This is a genomic window from Vallitalea sediminicola (assembly GCF_054408565.1).
Genome location: NZ_BTPT01000013.1, coordinates 1 through 22,974 on the forward strand (window position 1 = coordinate 1; position 22,974 = coordinate 22,974).

General features: G+C 31.1%; 19 protein-coding genes. 15 read left to right on the plus strand and 4 right to left on the minus strand.

What is annotated here, in order from left to right; translation table 11 throughout:
• Positions 1–95 precede the first annotated feature (95 nt).
• From leuB to ACX6CF_RS05515, 11 genes are all read left to right on the plus strand, one after another.
• Positions 96–1,151 (plus strand): 3-isopropylmalate dehydrogenase, encoded by a 1,056-nt coding sequence (gene leuB / locus ACX6CF_RS05465; RefSeq protein ID WP_458784297.1) that lies wholly within the window; start codon positions 96–98, stop codon positions 1,149–1,151.
• Positions 1,152–1,170: 19 nt separating this feature from the next.
• Positions 1,171–2,829, plus strand: coding sequence for a dihydroxy-acid dehydratase (ilvD, locus tag ACX6CF_RS05470; RefSeq protein ID WP_458784298.1), 1,659 nt, complete (start codon positions 1,171–1,173; stop codon positions 2,827–2,829).
• 46 nt (positions 2,830–2,875) lie between these two features.
• Positions 2,876–4,537: a biosynthetic-type acetolactate synthase large subunit gene (gene ilvB, locus ACX6CF_RS05475; protein ID WP_458784299.1), complete on the plus strand. Its 1,662-nt coding sequence runs from the start codon at positions 2,876–2,878 to the stop codon at positions 4,535–4,537.
• A 92-nt stretch (positions 4,538–4,629) separates the two neighbouring features.
• Positions 4,630–5,181, plus strand: a complete 552-nt coding sequence (locus ACX6CF_RS05480) for an N-acetyltransferase family protein (RefSeq protein WP_458784300.1) — start codon at positions 4,630–4,632, stop codon at positions 5,179–5,181.
• 450 nt (positions 5,182–5,631) lie between these two features.
• Positions 5,632–6,714 (plus strand): 3-phosphoserine/phosphohydroxythreonine transaminase, encoded by a 1,083-nt coding sequence (gene serC / locus ACX6CF_RS05485; protein ID WP_458784301.1) that lies wholly within the window; start codon positions 5,632–5,634, stop codon positions 6,712–6,714.
• 82 nt (positions 6,715–6,796) lie between these two features.
• Positions 6,797–7,960: a phosphoglycerate dehydrogenase gene (locus ACX6CF_RS05490; protein WP_458784302.1), complete on the plus strand. Its 1,164-nt coding sequence runs from the start codon at positions 6,797–6,799 to the stop codon at positions 7,958–7,960.
• Positions 7,961–8,013: 53 nt separating this feature from the next.
• Positions 8,014–9,258 carry a DUF1015 domain-containing protein gene (locus ACX6CF_RS05495; RefSeq protein ID WP_458784303.1) on the plus strand — a complete coding sequence of 415 codons (1,245 nt, stop codon included), beginning with the start codon at positions 8,014–8,016 and terminating at the stop codon, positions 9,256–9,258.
• A gap of 223 nt (positions 9,259–9,481) precedes the next feature.
• On the plus strand, positions 9,482–10,516 hold the full coding sequence (hflK, locus tag ACX6CF_RS05500; RefSeq protein WP_458784304.1) for a protease modulator HflK: 1,035 nt from the start codon (positions 9,482–9,484) through the stop codon (positions 10,514–10,516).
• A 14-nt stretch (positions 10,517–10,530) separates the two neighbouring features.
• Positions 10,531–11,457, plus strand: coding sequence for an SPFH domain-containing protein (locus tag ACX6CF_RS05505; RefSeq protein ID WP_458784305.1), 927 nt, complete (start codon positions 10,531–10,533; stop codon positions 11,455–11,457).
• 263 nt (positions 11,458–11,720) lie between these two features.
• Complete coding sequence (gene glgB / locus ACX6CF_RS05510; RefSeq protein ID WP_458784306.1) at positions 11,721–13,910, plus strand: 1,4-alpha-glucan branching protein GlgB; 2,190 nt, start codon at positions 11,721–11,723, stop codon at positions 13,908–13,910.
• Between the two features lie 266 nt (positions 13,911–14,176).
• Positions 14,177–14,407 carry a DUF2164 family protein gene (locus tag ACX6CF_RS05515; protein ID WP_458784307.1) on the plus strand — a complete coding sequence of 77 codons (231 nt, stop codon included), beginning with the start codon at positions 14,177–14,179 and terminating at the stop codon, positions 14,405–14,407.
• Positions 14,408–14,441: 34 nt separating this feature from the next.
• On the opposite strand, the gene ACX6CF_RS05520 is transcribed toward ACX6CF_RS05515, so the two are convergent.
• Positions 14,442–14,789, minus strand: coding sequence for a helix-turn-helix domain-containing protein (locus tag ACX6CF_RS05520; RefSeq protein ID WP_458784308.1), 348 nt, complete (start codon positions 14,787–14,789; stop codon positions 14,442–14,444).
• A 453-nt stretch (positions 14,790–15,242) separates the two neighbouring features.
• On the opposite strand from ACX6CF_RS05520, the gene ACX6CF_RS05525 reads away from it, so the two are divergent.
• The 3 genes from ACX6CF_RS05525 (at position 15,243) to ACX6CF_RS05535 (ending at position 17,283) form a co-directional block, all read left to right on the plus strand.
• Positions 15,243–15,464 (plus strand): hypothetical protein, encoded by a 222-nt coding sequence (locus ACX6CF_RS05525; protein WP_458784309.1) that lies wholly within the window; start codon positions 15,243–15,245, stop codon positions 15,462–15,464.
• Between the two features lie 302 nt (positions 15,465–15,766).
• Positions 15,767–16,498: a ZIP family metal transporter gene (locus tag ACX6CF_RS05530; protein ID WP_458784310.1), complete on the plus strand. Its 732-nt coding sequence runs from the start codon at positions 15,767–15,769 to the stop codon at positions 16,496–16,498.
• 83 nt (positions 16,499–16,581) lie between these two features.
• On the plus strand, positions 16,582–17,283 hold the full coding sequence (locus tag ACX6CF_RS05535; RefSeq protein ID WP_458784311.1) for a zinc dependent phospholipase C family protein: 702 nt from the start codon (positions 16,582–16,584) through the stop codon (positions 17,281–17,283).
• Between the two features lie 98 nt (positions 17,284–17,381).
• On the opposite strand, the gene argH is transcribed toward ACX6CF_RS05535, so the two are convergent.
• The 3 genes from argH to cls form a co-directional block, all read right to left on the minus strand.
• A complete protein-coding gene (gene argH, locus ACX6CF_RS05540; protein WP_458784424.1) occupies positions 17,382–18,776 on the minus strand; it encodes an argininosuccinate lyase in 1,395 nt (464 codons plus the stop codon).
• 37 nt (positions 18,777–18,813) lie between these two features.
• Entirely contained in the window at positions 18,814–20,052 is a 1,239-nt protein-coding gene (locus ACX6CF_RS05545) for an argininosuccinate synthase (RefSeq protein WP_458784312.1), read from the minus strand.
• Between the two features lie 248 nt (positions 20,053–20,300).
• Positions 20,301–21,764, minus strand: coding sequence for a cardiolipin synthase (gene cls / locus ACX6CF_RS05550; protein ID WP_458784313.1), 1,464 nt, complete (start codon positions 21,762–21,764; stop codon positions 20,301–20,303).
• 165 nt (positions 21,765–21,929) lie between these two features.
• Between cls and argC the strand changes: the two genes are divergently transcribed.
• A complete protein-coding gene (gene argC / locus ACX6CF_RS05555; RefSeq protein WP_458784314.1) occupies positions 21,930–22,973 on the plus strand; it encodes an N-acetyl-gamma-glutamyl-phosphate reductase in 1,044 nt (347 codons plus the stop codon).
• Position 22,974: the final 1 nt, after the last annotated feature.

The following is a 22,974-nucleotide window of genomic DNA, read 5'->3' on the forward strand; positions in this document are numbered from 1 at the left end:
TGATTTATGTCACTTTACCCTTCTGCCGTCATGATTATGGTATATATATAATTGGTAAAAGAGAATAAATGTGAAATGAAAGGAATGGACGTAGGATGAATTATAATATAGCAGTGATTCCTGGTGACGGGATTGGACCAGATATAGTAGAGCAAGGTAAATTAGTTCTTGATAAAGTAGGAGAAAAGTTCGGACATAGTTTCTTGTATAAAGAAGTATTAGCAGGTGGAATAGCGATAGATAAAGTAGGAGAGCCTCTTCCACAGGAAACAATAGATGTTTGTAAGAAGAGTGATTCAGTTCTTCTAGGTGCAGTTGGAGGTCCTAAGTGGGATAATCTAGCTGATAGACCAGAGAAAGCTTTATTAGGACTTAGAAGCGAATTAGAGTTATTTGCTAATATTAGACCAGCAACAATGTTTGATCAATTAAGGGATGCGTGTCCATTAAAAGACGAGATAATCGGAGACGGTGGACTTGACCTTGTAGTTGTAAGAGAATTGACTGGTGGTATCTACTTTGGTGAAAGAGGTAGAGAAGGAGAGAAGGCTTTTGACACTATGATGTATAGTGTTGATGAAATAAAGAGAATAGCAAAAGTTGGATTCGACACTGCTATGAAACGTAACAAAAAAGTGACTAGTATAGACAAAGCTAACATATTAGAGAATTCTAGATTATGGAGATCAGTTGTTGAAGAAATGGCAAAAGATTATCCAGAGGTTGAAGTGAATCATTTATATGTAGATAATGGTGCTATGCAGTTAGTAATTAATCCTAAGCAATTCGATGTTATACTTACAGGAAATATGTTTGGAGATATATTATCAGATGAAGCTAGTATGATAACAGGTTCTATCGGTATGCTTCCTTCAGCTAGTCTTGGTAGTTCTAAGCTTGGTATGTATGAGCCTATTCACGGTTCAGCACCAGACATCGCTGGAATGGATAAAGCTAATCCAATCGCTACAATTTTATCTGTAGCCATGATGTTAAGATATTCTTTTGACTTGGAAGATGAAGCTAAAGCGATTGAAAAAGCTGTAGAAGAAGTATTGGAAGATGGATATCGTACTGGTGATATCATAAGTAAAGGTATGAAATTAGTTGGAACAAAAGAAATGGGTAATTTAATAGTAAGCAAATTATAAGAAGATAGGGTGATATTTTATGAGAAGTGATAGTGTAAAAACTGGTATAGAAAGAGCCCCTCATCGATCTTTATTTAAAGCAATGGGATATACGGATGAAGAGATAAGGAGACCCTTAATAGGTATAGTTAATTCACAAAATGATATAGTTCCAGGTCATGTACACCTTGATACTATAGTCGATGCAGTTAAAACAGGAGTATTAATGTCTGGTGGTACACCAATAGTATTTCCTGCAATTGGAGTATGTGATGGTATAGCAATGGGACATGTAGGAATGCATTATTCATTGGTAACAAGAGAATTGATTGCTGATTCCATTGAAGCAATGGCTATGGCACATGGTTTTGATGCACTTGTTATGGTTCCTAACTGTGATAAAATCGTTCCAGGTATGTTAATGGCTGCTGCAAGACTTAATCTACCAACAGTTGTAGTAAGTGGTGGTCCTATGATATCAATAAATAATAAAGGTAAAGACCTTGACCTTAATAGTGTTTTTGAAGCTGTAGGATCATTCAAAGCAGGTTCAATGAGTGAAGATGAAGTATATGAATGTGAAAATAACGCTTGTCCAAGTTGTGGTTCATGTTCAGGAATGTTCACTGCCAACAGCATGAATTGTTTAACAGAGGTATTAGGATTAGGACTTCCTGGTAATGGTACTATTCCTGCTATATATTCTGAGAGAATAAGACTTGCTAAAATGGCAGGTATGGCAGTGATGAATGTACTAGAAAAAGACATAAGGCCAAAAGATATAATGAATGAAAAAACATTTCAAAATGCTTTAACAGTAGATATGGCTCTAGGATGCAGTACTAATAGTATGTTACATCTACCTGCCATAGCTCATGAAGCTGAAGTAGAACTTAATCTTGATATTGCTAATGAAATAAGCGGTAAAACACCTAACCTATGTAAGCTAAGTCCAGCAGGACCTTATCATATACAAGATTTGTATAAAGCTGGTGGTGTTCAGGCTGTTATGAAAGAGTTATCCAAGAAGGATTTATTAAATACAGATCTAATGACAGTTACTGGTAAAACAGTAGGTGAGAACATAGAAAAAGCAGTGAATAGAGACGAGAATGTTATAAGACCAATAGATGATCCACACAGTAATACTGGAGGAATCGCAGTATTAAAAGGTAACATTGCTCCAGATGGTTGTGTAGTCAAGAAATCAGCAGTGGCTAAACAGATGTTACAACATACTGGACCTGCTAGAGTATATGACTCAGAAGATGATGCTATAAAAGCAATTTATGATGGTGATATCAAAAAAGGTGATGTAGTAGTTATTCGTTATGAAGGACCAAAAGGTGGTCCAGGTATGAGAGAAATGCTTTCACCAACATCTGCTCTTGCTGGAATGGGTCTTGACAAAGAAGTAGCCCTTATTACAGATGGTAGATTCAGTGGAGCTACAAGAGGAGCGGCTATTGGACATGTATCTCCAGAAGCGGCTGACGGTGGTAATATAGGACTTGTAAAAGAAAATGATATTATTGAAATTGATATAGAAAAAGGCTCAATAAATCTTAAGGTAACCGAAGAAGAATTAGAAGCTAGAAGAAAAGTTTTCGTTCCTAAGGAACCTAAGATAAAAAAAGGTTACTTGGCAAGATATGCAAAATTAGTAAAATCTGCAAGTACAGGAGCAATTTTAGAATAGAAATAAAAAATAGATTTACATGAAGATGTAAGAAGGAGATGATAGAGTGAAATTAACAGGAGCGCAGATTGTAATTGAATGTTTAAAAGAGCAAAATGTTGATACAGTATTTGGATATCCAGGTGGTGCTGTTCTGAACATATATGATGAAATATATAAAAATATGGATAGTATTAAGCATATTCTTACATCTCATGAACAAGGAGCATCTCACGCAGCTGACGGTTACGCTAGATCAACTGGAAAAGTTGGTGTAGTAATAGCTACTTCGGGTCCTGGTGCAACTAACTTGGTTACAGGTATAGCTACTGCTTATATGGATTCAGTGCCAATGGTTGCTATAACAGGTAATGTCCCTGTATCACTACTTGGTAGAGATAGTTTTCAAGAAGTTGATATAACTGGTGTGACTATGCCTATTACAAAACACAATTATATTGTAAAAGATGTCAATGATTTAGCTGATATTATAAGAGAAGCTTTCTTTACAGCTAAAGAGGGACGACCTGGTCCTGTTCTGATAGATATACCAAAAGATGTAACGGCTAATATGACGGATTTTGAATCTATGGTACCTAAAAAAGTTAGCAGATGCTCTAAAAATATTACAGCAGAATCTATTGAAGAAGCTATAGAATTAATCAAGAATTCTAAAAAACCTTATATCTATGCAGGTGGTGGAGTAATAATTTCAGAAGCTGCAAAAGAGTTGAAGCATTTTGCAGACAAAGTTCAAGCACCAGTCACTTGTAGTTTAATGGGGATAGGCGGATTCCCTACAACGGATGATCTATATACAGGTATGATAGGAATGCATGGTTCAAAAGCTAGTAACTTGGGTGTAACATCATGTGACCTACTTATTGTAGTTGGAGCTAGATTTAGTGATAGAGTTATTGGAAAACCAGATAAATTCGCTAATAAAGCAAAAGTTCTTCAAATAGATGTAGATCCAGCAGAAGTCAACAAGAATATATTGACTTATCATTCTGTAATAGGTGATATTAAAAAAGTTCTACATCAATTAAATGATAGGTTAGAAGTTCAAAACCATACAGATTGGTTAAGCGAAATAAAATACTTAAAAGAAAAATATCCTTTGAAATATCCTACAGATTGTGTAAGTGCTCAATACGCTATTGAAAAATTAGATGAGATGACACAAGGTGAAGCAATCATCACTACAGAAGTAGGTCAGCATCAGATGTGGGCTGGACAATATTACAAATTCAAAGAACCAAGGAAATTCTTGACATCAGGTGGTCTTGGAACTATGGGTTATGGATTTGGTGCATGTATTGGTGCTAAGGTTGGTAATCCAGATAAAGTAGTTGTTAACATAGCTGGTGATGGAAGCTTCAGAATGAACTTCAATGAATTATTAACAGCGGTTAGACATAATATTAAAATTATAGTTCTAGTTATTAATAATGGAGTTCTAGGTATGGTTAGACAATGGCAAACCATGTTCTACGATGAGAGATATTCATTCACAACTCTTAATCAAGATCTTGACTATGTAAAATTAGCTGAGTCAATGGGAGCTGTTGGATTCAATATAACTAATAAAGACCAAGTAGAAGATGTTTTCAAAAAAGCTATTGAAGAGACTAAACCTGTAATTATCAATTGTGTTATTGACAAAGATGATAAAGTATTTCCAATGGTAGCTCCAGGAAAACCAATTGAAGATGTAATAGTTGAATAATATAAATATAATATAGCATCATGCAAAATACCTAAGCTTCTAGCTTTTTACCTTTCAGAGCGGTGTTATAATAAAGGGATAAGGAGTATTTTATGAAACCTTATAAAAATCAGAATGTTTTAAAAGATGGTCAGAAGCTCATTATACGTATTGCAGAAGAAGGTGACGCGCAAGGGTTAATGGATTTACTAGAGACAGTTGATGGTGAAACCAAATTCTTAGCACGTGAACCTGGTGAATTTAATTTCACATTAGAACAAGAAAGAGAATTTATTAAGAACACGATGAAAGATGATAATAGCTTATTGTTCATTGGGGAAATAGATGGTATGATTATAGCCAATTGTTCAGTTGGGATAATTTCAAACAAAAAAAGATATCTTCATAGAGCTGCTATGGGTATTTCTGTTAAAAAGAAATATTGGAACAAAGGTATTGGTAAAATAATGATGAATGAATGTATTAAATGGTGTAAAGAAAAAGGTGTTGAACAACTGGAACTAGAAGTTGTTACTCAAAATAGTAGGGCTATTTCAATGTACAAAAATTTTGGTTTTGAAAATTATGGAACTAAGAAAAATGCACTGAAATACAGTGATGGAACTTATGCTGATGAATACTATATGATTTTATTTCTAGAGTAGTATTGTTGATGGATTAAAGATTAAACTTTTCTAATATGGACAGTACGTTACTGTTTAGCTTAGAAAAGTTTTTCATTTTTAAAATTAGAACTGATAAATATTTAACAAATGGTCCGAAATGTGGTATATTTATAAGGTGTAAAAAGTAAATATACAATTTTTTAGGGCATTAGGAACTAACTTTTGTTCTTGACTAGTTAAGCTTTTTATAATATATTATATTTAGTACATTAACATATTAAACTATATAAGATGTTAAGCTCATATAAGTTTATCATTTTTTTAACAAACACTAAAATCAATAATAAAAGGATTAAACATAATTACTTAATTATACATTAAATAGTTTGAATATTTTGTTCGAAGACAGACAATGATGTTCGTCTTGCAAAGACAAAATATGAATAGTTAAATATGTTACATATAAAATTTCGATTTGGAGTGATTAAAATGAACAGAGTTTACAATTTTTCAGCAGGACCATCTATGTTACCTTTAGAAGTACTTGAGAAAGCATCAAAAGATATGGTTAACTATAATAATACTGGTATGTCAGTTATGGAAATGAGTCATAGATCAGCTGCTTACCAAGATATTATTGACACAGCAGAAAAGACACTTAGAGAGATAATGAATATTCCTGATAATTATAAGGTGTTATTCTTACAAGGTGGAGCATCTACACAATTTGCTATGATTCCTCTTAACTTATTAACTGGTTCCAAAAAAGCAGATTATGTTAATACAGGAGCATGGGCAAAAAAAGCTATAGAAGAAGCTGAAAAATATGGAGAAGTTAACGTAGTAGCTTCATCAGAGGACAAGACTTATACATATATTCCAGAACTTAATAAAGAATCTTTTACAAAAGATGCAGATTATTTTCACATGACTTCAAATAATACTATCTACGGAACTAAATTCAATGAATTACCAGATGTAGGGGATGTGCCTATTGTAGCTGATATGTCATCTAATATATTATCCGAAGAAGTAGATGTTAGTAAATACGGTGTTATCTATGCTGGTGCACAAAAAAACATGGGACCAGCTGGTGTGACAGTTGTTATCATTAGAGAAGATTTAGTAGGTGACCCTCTGGATATGACGCCTACAATGCTTAAGTATAAAATACATTCAGATAAAGGTTCAATGTTCAATACACCTCCTACTTACAGTATTTATGTAGCTGGTATGGTTTTTGAATGGATAAAAGAATTAGGCGGAATAGGTGCTATCCAAAAAAGAAATGAAGAGAAAGCAAAAATGATCTATGATTATCTTGATAATAGTAAATTATTCAAAGGGACAGTTGATAAAAAAGATCGTTCATTAATGAATATTCCTTTTGTACTACCTACAGATGAACTTAATGCTAAATTTATCAAAGAAGCTGCAAGTATTGGTATGGTTAACCTAAAAGGACATAGAACTGTTGGTGGTATGAGAGCTAGTATATACAATGCGATGCCTTTAGAAGGTGTTAAGAAACTAGTTGGATTCATGAAAGAGTTTGAAGAAAAAAATATGTAGATGAGTTTAACAAGGAAAATATATTGAACTTATAGATTAATCTATGTATGTTGAAATAATACATAAGGAAGGACTGATAATAATGTATAAGATTAAGACACTTAACAAGATAGCTGAGGAAGGTCTTAACTTATTTAATGATAAGTTTGAAATTGTAGAAGATGTAGACGCTGATGGTATATTACTTAGAAGTTACAAAATGCATGATATGGAATTACCTAGTAGCTTAGAAGCAATAGGTCGTGCAGGTGCAGGTGTTAACAATATTCCTATAGATAAATGTTCAGAGAAGGGTATAGCTGTTTTTAACACACCTGGTGCTAACGCTAATGCAGTTAAAGAATTAGTTATGGCGGGTATTTTATTAGCTTCAAGAGATATTGTAGGAGCAATAGACTGGGCTAAGACTTTAAAGGGCAAAGGTGAAGATGTACCTAAGCTTGTGGAAGCTGGTAAATCTAATTTTGTAGGACCAGAAGTGCAAGGTAAAACTCTAGGAGTTATAGGATTAGGTGCTATAGGTGTTTTAGTTGCTAATGCTGCCAAACGTCTAGGAATGGAAGTATTAGGATATGACCCATTCATATCAGTTGAATCTGCATGGGAATTAAATCATAATATCCAAAAATCTGATAGCCTTGATGAATTATTCATGAAATCAGATTATATCACTATACATGTTCCATTAATGGATGCTACAAAAGGTATGATTAATGAAGAGAAGATAAACCTTATGAAAGATGGAGTTAGATTATTGAACTTCTCCAGAGCGGGTTTATGTGATGATGGTGACCTAGAGAAAGCATTAGAATCTGGTAAAGTTGCAAGATATATAACTGATTTTCCATATGATAAGGTTCTTAATATGAAGAATGTAGTATGTATTCCTCATCTAGGAGCATCAACTCCAGAATCAGAAGTCAATTGCGCTGTTATGGCAGTAAATGAAATAAAAGATTATATAGAAAATGGTAATATAACTAATTCAGTCAACTATCCAGAATGTAATATGGGTGTAAGCAATGCAACTGGAAGAATCGCAGTCAATCATAAGAATATACCATATATGGTTAGTAATATAACAACTGCTTTAGCTTCTAAAAACATAAATATCATTGATATGATTAATAAGAGTAAAAAAGATTGGGCTTATACGTTAATAGATGTAGAAAGCAAGATTACTGATGAAATAGTTACTGAACTTAAGCAAATTGAAGGTATCGTTAAAGTAAGAGTAATAAAATAGTAAAGATAAAAGTAGGAACTAGTCTTAATCGTTCCTAATTAGGAGTGAAATCAATGGCAATAATTAGACCATTTCGTGGTGTAAGACCTGCTACTAAGTATGCGGATAATATAGCTGCTCTGCCCTATGATGTTTACAATAGAGAAGAAGCAGTAAAAGAGGTTAAAGGTAAACCTCATTCCTTTTTGAGAATTGATAGAGCTGAAGTTGAGCTAGATTCAAGTATTGATATGTATGATAAGAAGGTTTATCAACATGCAAGAGACAAGTTTGATGAATTTGTTGATGAAGGTTATTTTATACAAGATAATAAACCTAACATATATCTATATGAACTTGAAATGAACGGCAGAAAACAATTAGGTATTGTTACTTGTACTTCAGTAGATGATTATTTGAATAATGATATTAAAAAGCATGAATTGACTAGAGAAGCTAAAGAACAAGACAGAATAAATCATGTAGACTACTTGGATGCTAATACTGGACCTATTTTCTTGACATATAGAGCCAAGGATAAGATTAACTCTCTGATTGATGATTTTGTTGATACTAATTCGCCTATATATGATTTCGTATCTGATGATAAAATTGGTCATAGAGTATGGGTAGTAGAAGATGATAGACATATAGAGCAATTTGTAATGCATTTTAAAGACGTTGATAGTCTCTATATAGCTGATGGACACCATAGAGCGGCTTCAGCTGCTAAGGTGGCTTTAAAGAGACGAACGGCTAATACTGATTATACTGGTAATGAAGAATTCAACTATTTCCTATCGGTTATTTTTCCAGATGACCAGTTACATATTATGGATTACAACAGAGTAGTAAAAGACCTTAATAATTATAGTGTTAGTGAATTAATTAATGAAATTAAGAAAAAATTTGTTGTGGAGGAGATTGGAAACAAGCCTTACAAACCTGCTAATAAATTACAGTTTGGTATGTTTGTAGATGGTAAGTGGTACAAACTGACAGCAAAAGAAGAATTAAAATTAATTGATGATCCTGTACTTAGTCTTGATGTTTCAATTCTATATAATTATTTATTACAGCCTATTCTTGATATAGGTGATCCTAGAATTGATAAGAGAATAGATTTCGTTGGAGGTATTAGAGGATTGGAAGAGCTTGAACGTAGAGCGAATAATGATATGAAAATAGCATTTTCAATGTATCCAACCAAAATAGAGGAACTTATGAATATAGCGGATGCTAGTAAATTGATGCCACCAAAATCAACATGGTTTGAACCTAAGTTACGTAGTGGACTGTTTATTCATAAATTAAGTTGATTTATAATTTTTATTATTATTACAACCAGTATACAATAGGTATGCTGGTTTATTTTTACTATTTTGCGATATTTTTTTAGAAACCAGAATTTTCTACATCTTTTAGATGTCATATTTTAATAGTTATTTAAGGTTTATTTATAAATTTAACAATTTGTTCATAAATATCTACGTAATAGTATGTTATAATTAAATACAATTTCTATGAAGGAGGGAGTAACATATGAGTGATAATTTTAATAGTAACAAAGAGGATGTTATCGACGTTAATTTTAACAAATTAAAAAAGAATGCAAAAAAATCAGTTGCGTTAGTTGTAATCGTAGTAATATTGGTCTTTGTTGGCTTTAACAGTGTTTATATGTTAGATAATAGAGAATCAGCGGTAGTTCTTAGATTTGGACAAGTGCAACAGGTGGTTAGTAAAGCAGGTTTGCATGTGAAAGTTCCTATTGCTGATACAATAAGAAAAGTACCTACAGGAAAAGTTTATAAGATGGAATACGGTTTTAAGACAACCCAATCAGGAACAAAAGAAGCTAGTCCTGAATATTCTGCTGCTGATACAGAAGCGAGAGTAATAGTAGATGGATCTAATAATAACGCATCATTAATTATGCTTAGTCTTATTATACAATATAAGATTGATGATCCAAGAAATTACCTTTTTAAGGTAGATGATGTAGAAGGTACACTTCGTCTAGCGCTTGAAGATGTTGTCAGAAATAGTTATCAGACGTTCACATTGGATGATGCTAGAACTAACAAAGAAATTATTGATGATGAAATTTTGCCTGAATTACAGCAAAAATTAAGGAATTATGAAGCTGGAATTAAAATAATGACAGTGGAAACTCAAAATGTTAAATTGTTAGATGCTGTTGAAGAAGCTTATAGAGAAAAAGAAAATGCCAATCAATATATGAAAGGTAAGTTAGAGGAAGCAGAAAAATATAATAATACAGTTATTCCTCGAGCTCAAGCAGAAGCACAACAGTTAGAAGAGGAAGCTTTTGGTTACAAAGCAGAAGTTACTGCTAATGCAAAGGCAGGAGTGGCACAATATGAAGCACTCTACGAAGAATATCAAATTAATCCTTTGATTGTAAAAGAAAAATACTATGTTGAGTCCATGAAAGATTTTATAACCAACAATAATATTGTAGTAGATATTACTAATGACTCAGATATATATAAGTTTTACAATTTAGAAAATGATGACTTTATTAAAAAACAAGTAAGTTCTAAGGATAATTAGGGGGGTGCCAGGATATGAAGAAAAAATATATTGTCATAATAGTATTGTTAATTGTAGGTATGATGTTAGTATCTTCAAGTGCTTACATTATTAATGAGGACCAGGTTGCTGTAATTAAACAATTTGGACAGATTAAGACAACGGTTATTAATACTAAAGATTATGATTTAGTAAAACAGAATCTCTTAGATAATGATAAAGAGGATGTTAATATTATTAGAGAAAAAGGTCTGCATTTTAAGATTCCATTTGTCCAAAATGTTGAAAAATATGATGCTAAATATCTTACTTATAAATCTCTTACAGAAAAGATTAATACTAAAGATAGTAGATTTATAGATATTCAGATGTATGCGCAATATAGAATTATTGATCCTGTAAAATTCAATGAATCTGTTATCAATGAAAGCGGTGCTAATTACGTTATGGATCAGAGACTTTATCCTGTTGTAATTCAATCTGGTAATAGATTATTATTTAATGAATTCTTTGAAAGCCAGATACTGGAATCTCATATAACAGCTAAATTAGATGAGCTAAATAAACAGTTATTGGAAGATTTCGGACTATATGTAACAGACGTTGGTGTTAATAGAAAAACTTTCCCAAAAGATAATATTGCTAGTATTGAGAGTAAAATGTCTAAGCAAATAGAAAAGGAAAGCGAAAAACTAATTGCAGAAGGTGACTCAGAATATCAAAAAGCAAAAGCTACTACAGATCGTCAAAGAAAAGAATTAATATCTTCAGCAATTGAAAAAGCAGCAATAACAAAAGCGGAAGCTGATGCAGAAGCTATTAAGATTTATCAAGAATCCCTTAAGAAAGATTTGGAGTTCTATAAATTCATTCAAAGAATGGAAATCTATAAGAACTTAAAAGATACAACCATATTCTTAGATAAAAACAATGATTTATTAGAGTATGTAAATGGTTATTAATAAGAATTAATATAACATGCCAGCAGTGAAATATATCACTGCTGGCTTTTTTTGTTCCTTTTCTTATTTATTACCCCCTATAATTATAGAATCAATAATACATTCTTTGTCAATACTATAAAAAGTAGTTTGTTATATATAGTGAACTTATATAGAATGAAATTTTATTTATAAGCATATAATTGATTTTGATTAGTATAATATTTAATGGGGTTGTACTAATACATAAATTATAAAATGTAGAAAGCGATAGGGTGGTATATATGAAAGATTATATTAATCTAGATGAACTGGATGTACTAATAAATTCAAATCATAGAGATCCGCATCATATTCTTGGGATTCATGAATATAAAAATAAGTATTATGTAAATGTATTCTTACCATATACAAAAGAAGTATATTTAGTTGATAAGAGTAATTTAAAAAAAATTAAGATGGAAAAAATATGTGAAGATGGTTTTTATACTGTACTTATCAATAAGATGATTGAGTATAAATTATTAGCAGTAAATGAAGAAGGTCATAAGTGGGAAATAGAAGATCCTTATAGATTTCAGAGTCAAATAAGCGATGTGGACCTCTATCTTTTCGGTCAGGGAACTCATTACGAAATATATAATAAATTAGGAGCTCACATTCTTGAGTTGGATGGAGTGAAAGGTGTAATGTTTGCTGTATGGGCACCTAATGCTATGAGAGTTAGTGTTATCGGTGATTTCAATCATTGGGATGGTAGAATTCATCAAATGCGACAACTTGGTAATTCGGGAATATATGAGATGTTTATTCCTTCTTTGGTAGCTGGTGAGAAATATAAATATGAGATAAAAACCAAACAAGGATATCTACTGGAAAAAAGTGATCCATATGGTAGTTACTCAGAGCTACGGCCAAGCACAGCTTCTATAATAGCTAATATCAATTCTTACGATTGGGAAGATTCCAAATGGATGGAAATCAGGGGAAATAAAAATCCTATTGATGAGCCTGTTTCTATATACGAAGTACATCTAGGTTCTTGGAAACGAGGAGACAATAACGAATTTCTAAGTTATAGAGATCTAGCTGATAAATTGACCAAATATGTGAAAGATATGGGATATACACATATAGAGCTATTACCTATAGCAGAACATCCTTATGATGCATCATGGGGATATCAAGTTGTGGGATATTATGCAGTTACCAGCAGGTTTGGAACACCAGAGGATTTTATGTATTTAGTTGATTGTTGCCATAATAATAATATTGGTGTAATACTTGACTGGGTACCTGCTCATTTTCCAAAAGACGAGCATGGACTTATTAAATTTGATGGTACTGCTCTCTATGAACATGCAGATCCCAAAAGAGGAGAACATCCACATTGGGGTACAATGATTTTTAATTATGGTAGAAACGAAGTCAGTAACTTTTTAATAGCCAATGCGATATATTGGTTTGATAAATTTCATATTGATGGTCTTAGAGTAGATGCTGTAGCGTCTATGTTGTATCTTGATTATGGAAAAGACTATGGTGAATGGATTCCTAATAGAGAAGGTGGGAGAGAAAATCATGATGCAGTAGAATTTATAAAACATCTAAATTCCATAACTTATGAAAAATATCCAGGTATTATGATGATAGCTGAAGAGTCAACATCATGGACTGGAGTTTCCAGCCCTACTAATCTTGGTGGTTTAGGATTTGGTATGAAATGGAACATGGGTTGGATGAATGATTTTCTTAGATATATGCAGAAAGAACCAGTTCATAGAAAATATCACCATAATGATTTGACTTTCAGTATGGTATATGCCTATACTGAGAATTTTATTCTTGTGTTATCACATGATGAAGTAGTACATGGAAAAGGTTCAATGATAGGTAAAATGCCTGGTGATTACTGGCAGAAGTTTGCTAATCTACGGGCTGCCTATGGATTTATGTATGGGCATCCAGGGAAGAAATTGCAATTTATGGGTAATGAATTTGCCCAATTTGATGAGTGGACAGAAAGTAAAAGCCTTGATTGGCATCTTTTATTGTATGATAATCATAAACAGATGCAGGAATATGTTAAAGATCTTAATGCATTATACCGTAATGAGAATGCTTTTTGGTATGATGACTTTACACAGGATGGATTTGAATGGATTAATTGTGGCGATTATGAGGAAAGTATTATTACTTTTATAAGAAAAGGTAAAGAGCCTAAAGATACTTTAGTTTTTATTTGCAATTTTACTCCTATACCACGAACAATGCATAGGATTGGAGTACCGTATAAAGGGAAATATAGAGAAATTTTGTGTAGTGATGATGCAAAATATGGTGGAAGTGGTATAAGGAATAAGAACGTAATTAGAACAATGGATTTAGATTGGGATGGAAGAAAGCAAGCAATTGATATAAAAGTTCCACCGTTGGGAATGTCAATATTGAAATATGATGATGTTAAAAAATAGTTAATCTAGATATCAGGGTATAGTCTTATGACTATACCCTGATAAAATAATTTAGAAAATTATAGCTTATGTTATTTTGAAAGTAAATAATATTTTGAATTGATACTCATTCTTTTACATACATCATAACTACTTAAAATTGGTTTTTTTGTGGTATAATAAATAAAAATAGATAAATATTATGAATGTATTACCTTAAAATATTAAGTATTATTCATTAATAATTATATACAAATACATTACTTAAGATAAGGGAGAGATTACATATGAAAAATAATAAGATTGAATTATCAAAAGAGAAACAAGATATAATAAAAGGACTTATCAAAGAGTATTTTTATGAAGAACGAGCTGAAGAATTAGGAGATTTGGCAGCAATGCTTTTTATGGACTTTATCATAGAAAAGATTGGTCCTGAAATATATAATGAAGCAATAAATGATTGCGTGAAAGTTATGGGGGATAAGGTAGAAGAGTTGTATGGGTTGGAAAAATAACTTGAATCACCGTGGATTAGCTGGGGTTACCCAGCTATTTATCCATTAATCCATCTATATATCCTCTAACTTTACCTTTCTGATGATTGCCTAGATTACGATAGGCATTCAATAAATCTATTTCATCTGTAGTTAAATTATCATTATTTAATGAAGATGTATTCTTAATTACGAATATATCACCTTTACCATCCAGTAACCATTTTTGAGAGATATTATATACATTTTCCATATTGATAAGAGCCTTAGCGGAAGGCTTATATCTGCCTTTTATCCAGTCAGTAACATTACCAGGAGAATAATCTATGGAAAGGGCAAATTCTTTTTTAGTTATTTTTAATTTCTTTATTGCTGTTTCTAAACGTATTCCAATGGTATCCATAAAAACCTCCTAAATATATTCGTATCAGTATTGACAAATACTGAAATAAGTATTATAATTAGAATAACCACAAAGCTAGTTAATCATTCATAAAAAAATAGATATAAAAAATTTATAAGTTTGTAGGAAAACTAAGTTTATTATATCTTGTTCGGTATTTGAATTCAAGTATAGTTTGTGGTTTAAGGAAATAAACATATAGATAAATGCGCATATGTACAGGATGCTATGAGGGCTTAGAGAGTATTCTGTATATATTTGCATGTCCTATAATAATTGATGACAAAAAATATAATTCAAGAAACATTAAGCTACTCAAAGAATATACTTAATCTTTCTATAAAGAAAAAGAACAAAAAAGATTAATATAAATTATCAAATATATTATTATTAAATAATAGTTTTTTAGTGTATAATAAAGATATCAAATATTATACCTAAGGTGGTTATCCTATGAATAAAAAGCTAAGTAAATTATCTAACATTATATTTTATATTGCTATAGGAACATCTATATTTGCATTAGGAAAAACTTATTATGACAAAAGTAAACTTCCAGAAGGAGTTTGCCCAGTTGATAACAATAACTGGTTATTAACTATTGGTATCATTATGATAATAATATACTTGATAATAAGTCTGGTACAATGGTATATCTATAAAAAGAATAAATAAAAAAGAGTTCATATTACCTAGATTGGCAATATGAACCTTTTTTATTGTTGAATTTATGATGTATTGTTGCATATACTCCAATCATCGTAACTAATAACAGTAAACCTTTTTTCACTATATATCCTCCTCATTTACATCATAATGACATTCTATACTATGTACATTAAGTACAAGTAAAAGGAATATTAAAGATTAATTAAATATGCATTAGAGAATGCTGACAAGGAGACTGCATTACCTAGATTAATTGACTCATACTTATTTAACTTCTATCATATATACATTAAAAGAGGTGATTATATATGGGTAATGGTTGGTCTTTCTTAGTTAGTTTTCTAACTGGGTTAAGTGGTCTTTCATTAGGAGTAATAATGACATATAGAATATCTGATAGAGGTAAAAAATTTGAAGGTGTCATGCTTGCTTTTACAGCAGGACTTATGTTAGCAATAGTTTCTTTTGAATTATTACCAAAAGCATTTGAGATAGGCGGCTTGAACATTGGATTAATAGGGATTGGAATAGGAATAATATTTGTCATACTTTTAGAAGATTATCTTGATAAAAGTAAAAAAATTAAAAAAAATGTAGACAACAGATATGTCAAAAGTGCCATATTATTATCAGTGGCATTTATGATACATAATATACCAGAAGGAATTGCTATCGGTTCAATGCTAGGGATTTCTGAAAGAGAAGGATTAAGATTTGCTTTTGCGATACTAGTACATAACATACCAGAAGGTATGATTATAGCATTGCCTCTTATAAAAAGTAAAGTCAAAATGATATATTCATTGCTTATAGTAAGTGTTATTAGTCTTTCAATGGGTATTGGAGCTATTATCGGTTTGACCCTTAGTCAGATATCTCCTGAATGTATTTCAATCTCATTAGGTATTGCAGGTGGTATTATGCTCTATGTAACAACTGGTGAAATAATAGTAAAATCCATGAATCAATGGAAAGGTAGATCCATAACTTTGTCAATTATATTGGGAATGATATTAGGTGTTCTATTATCACATAATTAATTTTAATAAAAAATAAATAGCTATCAAGATATTGGGTATAATAATCTTAGATAACATAAGAGATGACAAAGAAGGATACTAGGATGGGAAAAAAATTCGAAAAATATTACGGTAAATCTTTTAGAAGATTTTTAAAAATAATCAATCCAATAAAAAAATTATTTATATCCACAGATTGTGAAGTTCACAAATTCAATAATTATCATGCATTGAAATTACTAAACGAATATGGACATGAAGATGAATTTGAGCTTTTAAATGATTATCTTGCTGATATTAATGAAGGGTCTGTTTGGGCAGATCAAGATTTCAGGAGTATTGCACACTTTTATAATCCTAACATAGAAAGAGGATTATTTGGACATAATCATTCACTAGCTGTTACCAAAGATTACTATGATAAAGCTCTTAATCTATGGAAAGAAGGTAATAAGAGTAAATCAATGTTTTATCTTGGTGCCTGTGTCCATATAATTCAAGACCTTACTATTAGTCAGCACGTTCAGGTTAGATTACTAAATCAACATAGGCAGTATGAAAATTATGTTAAATATACTCATGACTTAGTAAAGGAATACATTGCGACAAAACCGCCTATTTTGTTGGATTCACCAGAAAAATATATAAGATATAATGCAAAAAGAGCTATTAGAATAGAAAAAAAGGTGAAAGATATACTTAGTACCAAGCTAAGGTATTATAATAAAACTCTATATGCATTACCATTAGCACAACGAACAACAGCAGGTTGTTATCTATTATTCTTGAAAGATCTGAAAAAATAGCTGTCTAGATTATATTCTAGACAGCTTTTTAAAAGGAGAAAAATTATATATTATTAGCTATACTGAAAGAACTTCCAAAGTATTCTCTCAAAATAGTACTAATCAAGTATATTCAACATATTACCTAAATATTCTTCATTCATATTGATGACTTTGCACATCATTTCTTTTGAAGGACCGCCTATCACGTTCCTTTTATTAACACAAGTTTCTAAAGATATTGCTTCATATATATCATCTTCAAAGATAGGGGAAACACTTTTATATTCATCTAAAGTCATATCTTCAAGGTTTTTATTGTTATTTACACAGTATAGAACTAGTTTACCGATTACTGCGTGGGCATCTCTAAATGGTAAATTCTTTTTAACGAGATAATCTGCTGCATCTGTAGCGTTGGTAAAACCACCACTAGCACCGGTATACATTTTTTCTTTGTTGATTTTCATTGTTTTTAGCATATCAGTGAAAATAGGTAGACACATCTTAACTGTATCAATTGCATCAAAAGTAGCTTCTTTATCTTCCTGCATATCTTTATTATATGCAAGAGGTAATGATTTCATGGTTGAAAGTAAACCGAGAAGGGAACCATAAACTCTACCTGTTTTACCTCTTACCAATTCTGCGATATCTGGATTTTTCTTTTGTGGCATTATACTGCTGCCAGTACTATAAGCGTCATCTAATTCAATAAACTCAAATTCATTAGAACACCATAAGATGATTTCCTCGGAAAATCTGCTTAGATGCATCATCAGCATAGATATAGTATTAATCAATTCTATACAATAATCTCTATCTGAAACAGCATCTATACTATTCAAGCAAACATTATCAAATCCAAGTAATTCAGCCACATATTCTCTATCAAGAGGATATGTAGTGGTAGCTAATGCGCCGGCTCCTAGAGGAAGAGAATTTGTTCTTTTGTAAGTATCATCAAGTCTTCCTATATCACGTTTTAACATCTCAAAATATGCCATAACATGATGAGCAAAGGTTATTGGTTGTGCTTTTTGAAGATGTGTATATCCGGGCATAATGGTATCAGTATTATTCTTGGATATATCTAATAAAGCCTGTAATAAATCTAAAACCATTTTTTTAATATCTTTGATTTCTTCTTTTAGATACATTCGCATATCAAGAGTTACTTGGTCATTTCTACTTCTTCCTGTATGAAGTTTTTTACCAACAGAACCTATTTTTTCTATTAAGAGTTTTTCTATATTCATATGAATATCTTCAGCTTCTATATCAAAAGCGACTTTGTTGTTTTCTATATCCAATAGGAGTTCTTCAAGTCCTTGTTTTATCAAATCAGCATCTTCTTTTGGAATGATATCTTGTTTCCCTAGCATTGTAACATGAGCTATACTCCCATTGATGTCTTGTTTGTATAATCTTTTATCAAAACGGATAGATGAATTAAAATCATCTACCATAACATTAGTAGTTTTTTCAAAACGTCCGCCCCATAATTTCATTATATGTCCCTCCTTAAAAATAGATGAAATAGGTGTACAATTATTTTTTGTTAGAATTAATATTATTAAACATCATAGCTCTAACTTTTAAAGGAAGTCCAAATAGATTAATGAATCCTTCAGCGTCTTGATGATTATATAATTCACCAGTAGTAAAACTAGCAATACTTTCATTGTATAAAGAGTAAGGTGAACTAGAACCAGCTGATATAATATTACCCTTGTATAATTTTAATTTAACTTTACCTGTAACAGTTTCTTGAGTAGAGTCAACAAAAGCTGATAAAGCTTCACGTAGAGGTGTAAACCATTCTCCACTATAAACTAATTCTGCAAATTTTATTGATAGAGTATCTTTGTAAGCTGAAGTTTGTTTATCTAAACATAGATATTCAAGTTCTTTATGAGCATAATATAAGATTGCTCCACCAGGAGTCTCATATATGCCTCTTGATTTCATACCTACAATACGATTTTCAACGATATCAATTAGACCTATACCATTGTTTCCACCTATTTCATTAAGTTTAGTAAGAATACCAGTACAGCTCATTGATTCACCGTTTAATTTTATAGGAGTTCCTTTGTCGAATTCCAATTCAATATAAGTAGCTTTGTCAGGAGCTTTTTCAGGTGTTACTGTCATTTGAAGAAGGTTATCATAGTCAGGTTCATTTTCAGGTGATTCAAGGTCAAGTCCTTCATGGCTTAGATGCCATAAATTACGATCTCGACTATAACTATCTTCTTTTTTCATAGGTGTTTCAAGACCATATTTAGCACAATAATCAAGAGCATCTTCACGTGACTGGATATCCCATATTCTCCAAGGTGCAATTATTTTCAGATGAGGTGCAAGTGCTTTGATAGTCAATTCAAAACGAACTTGGTCATTACCTTTACCAGTGGCACCGTGACATATTGCTTCAGCACCTTCTTTTAATGCAATCTCAACTAATTTCTGAGAAATGATTGGCCTTGCCATAGATGTACCTAATAAATATTTGCCTTCATATACAGCACCAGATTTTACAGTAGGTATAACGTAGTCATCTACAAAATCTTCAACAACATTTTCTATGTATAACTTACTTGCTCCAGAGGATAATGCTCTTTCTTCTAAGCCATCCAACTCTTTTCCTTGACCTACGTCAACACAAACCGCTATTACCTCATAATTATAGTTTGCTTTTAACCAATGTATAATAACCGTAGTATCTAGTCCACCGGAGTATGCTAATACGACTTTTTTTATAGCTTCATTATTATTGTTATTCATATATATTGCCTCCTATACTTTAATGTAATTAACAACTTTTTTATAATTATACATTAAAACTAATAAATATTCAATAGTTTAAGTGAAAATATTCATAAAAAATGAATATTATACATATAAGTATAAAAAAATATATTCTACTATAAGAATTTGGTTATTTTATACAATCGATAATATAAAGATACAATAAAAAAAGCGTACGATTGTACACTTTTCAATAACTAATTTGATAAAGATAATTTTTAGTTCTAGAGTATTGGGGAAAAAAGCCTAGATATGGTTTCTCTCATTTTGATACGTTGAGATCTTTGTAAATAATCTTCTTTTGTTATTTCATTACATAGCTGTAAATCTTTTGCAAATTCTCTTTCAAGTGTTCTAGTAGTCTGTCTATCATATATAAAAGCGTTAGCTTCAAAATTTAACTTGAAACTCCTAATATCAAAATTACAAGTTCCAACAGAAGACAGTTTACCATCCACTGCTATCATCTTAGAATGCAAGAAACCATTTTCATAAGTAAAAGCACGTACTCCGTATTTTAATAAATCACCAATATAAGAATAGGTAGCCCAATATACGAACATATGATCAGGTTTGTTTGGAATCATCATCCGTACATCTACACCAGATACAGAAGCAATCTTGAGAGCTTCCATAATACTTTCATCAGGTATGAAATATGGCGTTTGAATAATGATTGATTTCTTAGCGGAAGATATCATTTTGATATAACCATGTTTTATCTGTTCATTAATTGAATCTGGTCCACTGGTAACTATCTGCATTCCTATTTTACCGATTGATGGACTAGGAGATTTTTTGAAATAATCTAATGAAGATTCTAAAGATTTTTTGGATGCATTTCTCCAATCTAATAAAAATCTCATCTGTAAACCTACAACAGCATCACCCTTAATTTTTAAGTGGGTATCTCGCCAATATCCAAATTTTTTGTTTCGACCTAGATATTCATCTCCAACATTGAAACCACCTATAAAGCCTACATCACCATCAATAACAACAATTTTACGGTGGTTACGATAATTGGCTTTTGAGTTAATGAGTTTAAATCTAGATGGAAAGAACAGAGCAACTTCCACTCCTGCTTCTCGTAGTTCTCTATAAGTCTGCTTTCTTATATGTCTACAACCGATATGGTCACCTAACAATCTAACTTTAACACCTTCGCGAGCCTTTTGCTTAAGAAGGTCATATAATTCATAGCTGATAGAATCATTTTTCATAATATAATAACTTATGTGAATATGATTTTCGGCTTTTTTTATTTCTTCAAATAATATCTGGAATTTCTTTTTTCCATCAGTCATAATTTGAACATCATTATTTTGAGAATAAAAAGATTCACTTAACTTATTATGAAAAAGAATCATGTCACTATAATTGACCATGGAATTATCATTAAACTTAAAAGAATGATTTTCGAATTCTTTTCTTTGTTCATTAAGTATTGATTTATATAATTTACTCTCTTCGGATGTATATTTGAATATTTTTCTTTTAGAAATATTTTGAGAGAAGATCAAGTAAAAAATAAATCCAATTCCAGGAAGCATAATCATGAATAATAACCAAGCAAGCGTAGTAGTAGGTGATTTTCTTTCTAACGTTATTATTATCGATGTAAATATTAAATTAAATAATAAGAAAAAGACATAATTATAACTTAATGTAATCACAAAATTTTCCATTAGAATTCCCCCTTACATCATTATATTATACCATATTCTACAATTAAATATAGCTTGAATCAAGCTTTTTCTATAAATCACAAGAATTAACCAAATATTTTTAAAACCTATTGCATAAATATTAATAATAATGTATAATTATTAAAAAGTTCGAGAGGTGATTTCATGATAAAAGCAGGTATCATAGGAGCTACAGGTTATGCAGGGCAAGAATTAATGAGATTATTAATACAACATCCAAAATGTGAAGTGGAGATAATTTCATCTAGAACATATAAAAACATGAATTATAATCAAGTATATGGTAATTTTACTGATATAACATCTGATAAATTGGTTGAAGAAGAAATAGATGAAATATCAAAAAAAGTAGATGTACTATTTATTGCATTACCACATGGTATAGCATCCAATAAAATATCTACAAAGATTCTAGAAAAAACTAAAGTAATTGACTTAGGTGCTGATTATAGGTTGAATGATTTATCGGTATATGATAAATGGTATGGTGTTTCTCATGGTAGTCCTGAGCTTATTGATAAGGCAGTTTATGGATTATGTGAGTTAAAAAGAGAAGAAGTCAAAAAAGCTGATTTAATTGCTAATCCAGGTTGTTATACAACTTGTAGCATATTATCTCTAATGCCATTAGTTAAGAATAATCTAATAGATAAGAGTTCAATTATAGTTGATGCCAAATCTGGTGTTACTGGTGCGGGAAGAGCACTTAATCTAGGAACTCATTTTACTGAATGTAATGAATCAATCAAAGCATATAAAATTGCATCTCATAGACATACACCAGAAATTGAACAAGAACTTAGTAATGTGGCAGGTAGTGACATTACAATTTCTTTTACTCCTCATCTCATTCCTATGAATAGAGGTATTCTTATAACAGCATATGCTAGTCTTAATAAGAAATATACATATAAAGATATTAAAGAGGTATATGAAAAGTGTTACAAAGATGAACAGTTCATCAGACTTTTACCAGAAGGAGTGTTTCCAGAAACTAAATGGGTAAAAGGTTCCAACTATTGCGATATCAATTTTCAGATAGATGAAAGGACTAATAGAATAATTGTAATTGGTGCAATTGATAATCTATTAAAAGGTGCAGCAGGTCAAGCTGTTCAGAATATGAATTTAATTTTTGGACTAAAAGAAAATACAGGACTTGAGATGGTTCCTGCTTTCCCAATTTAAT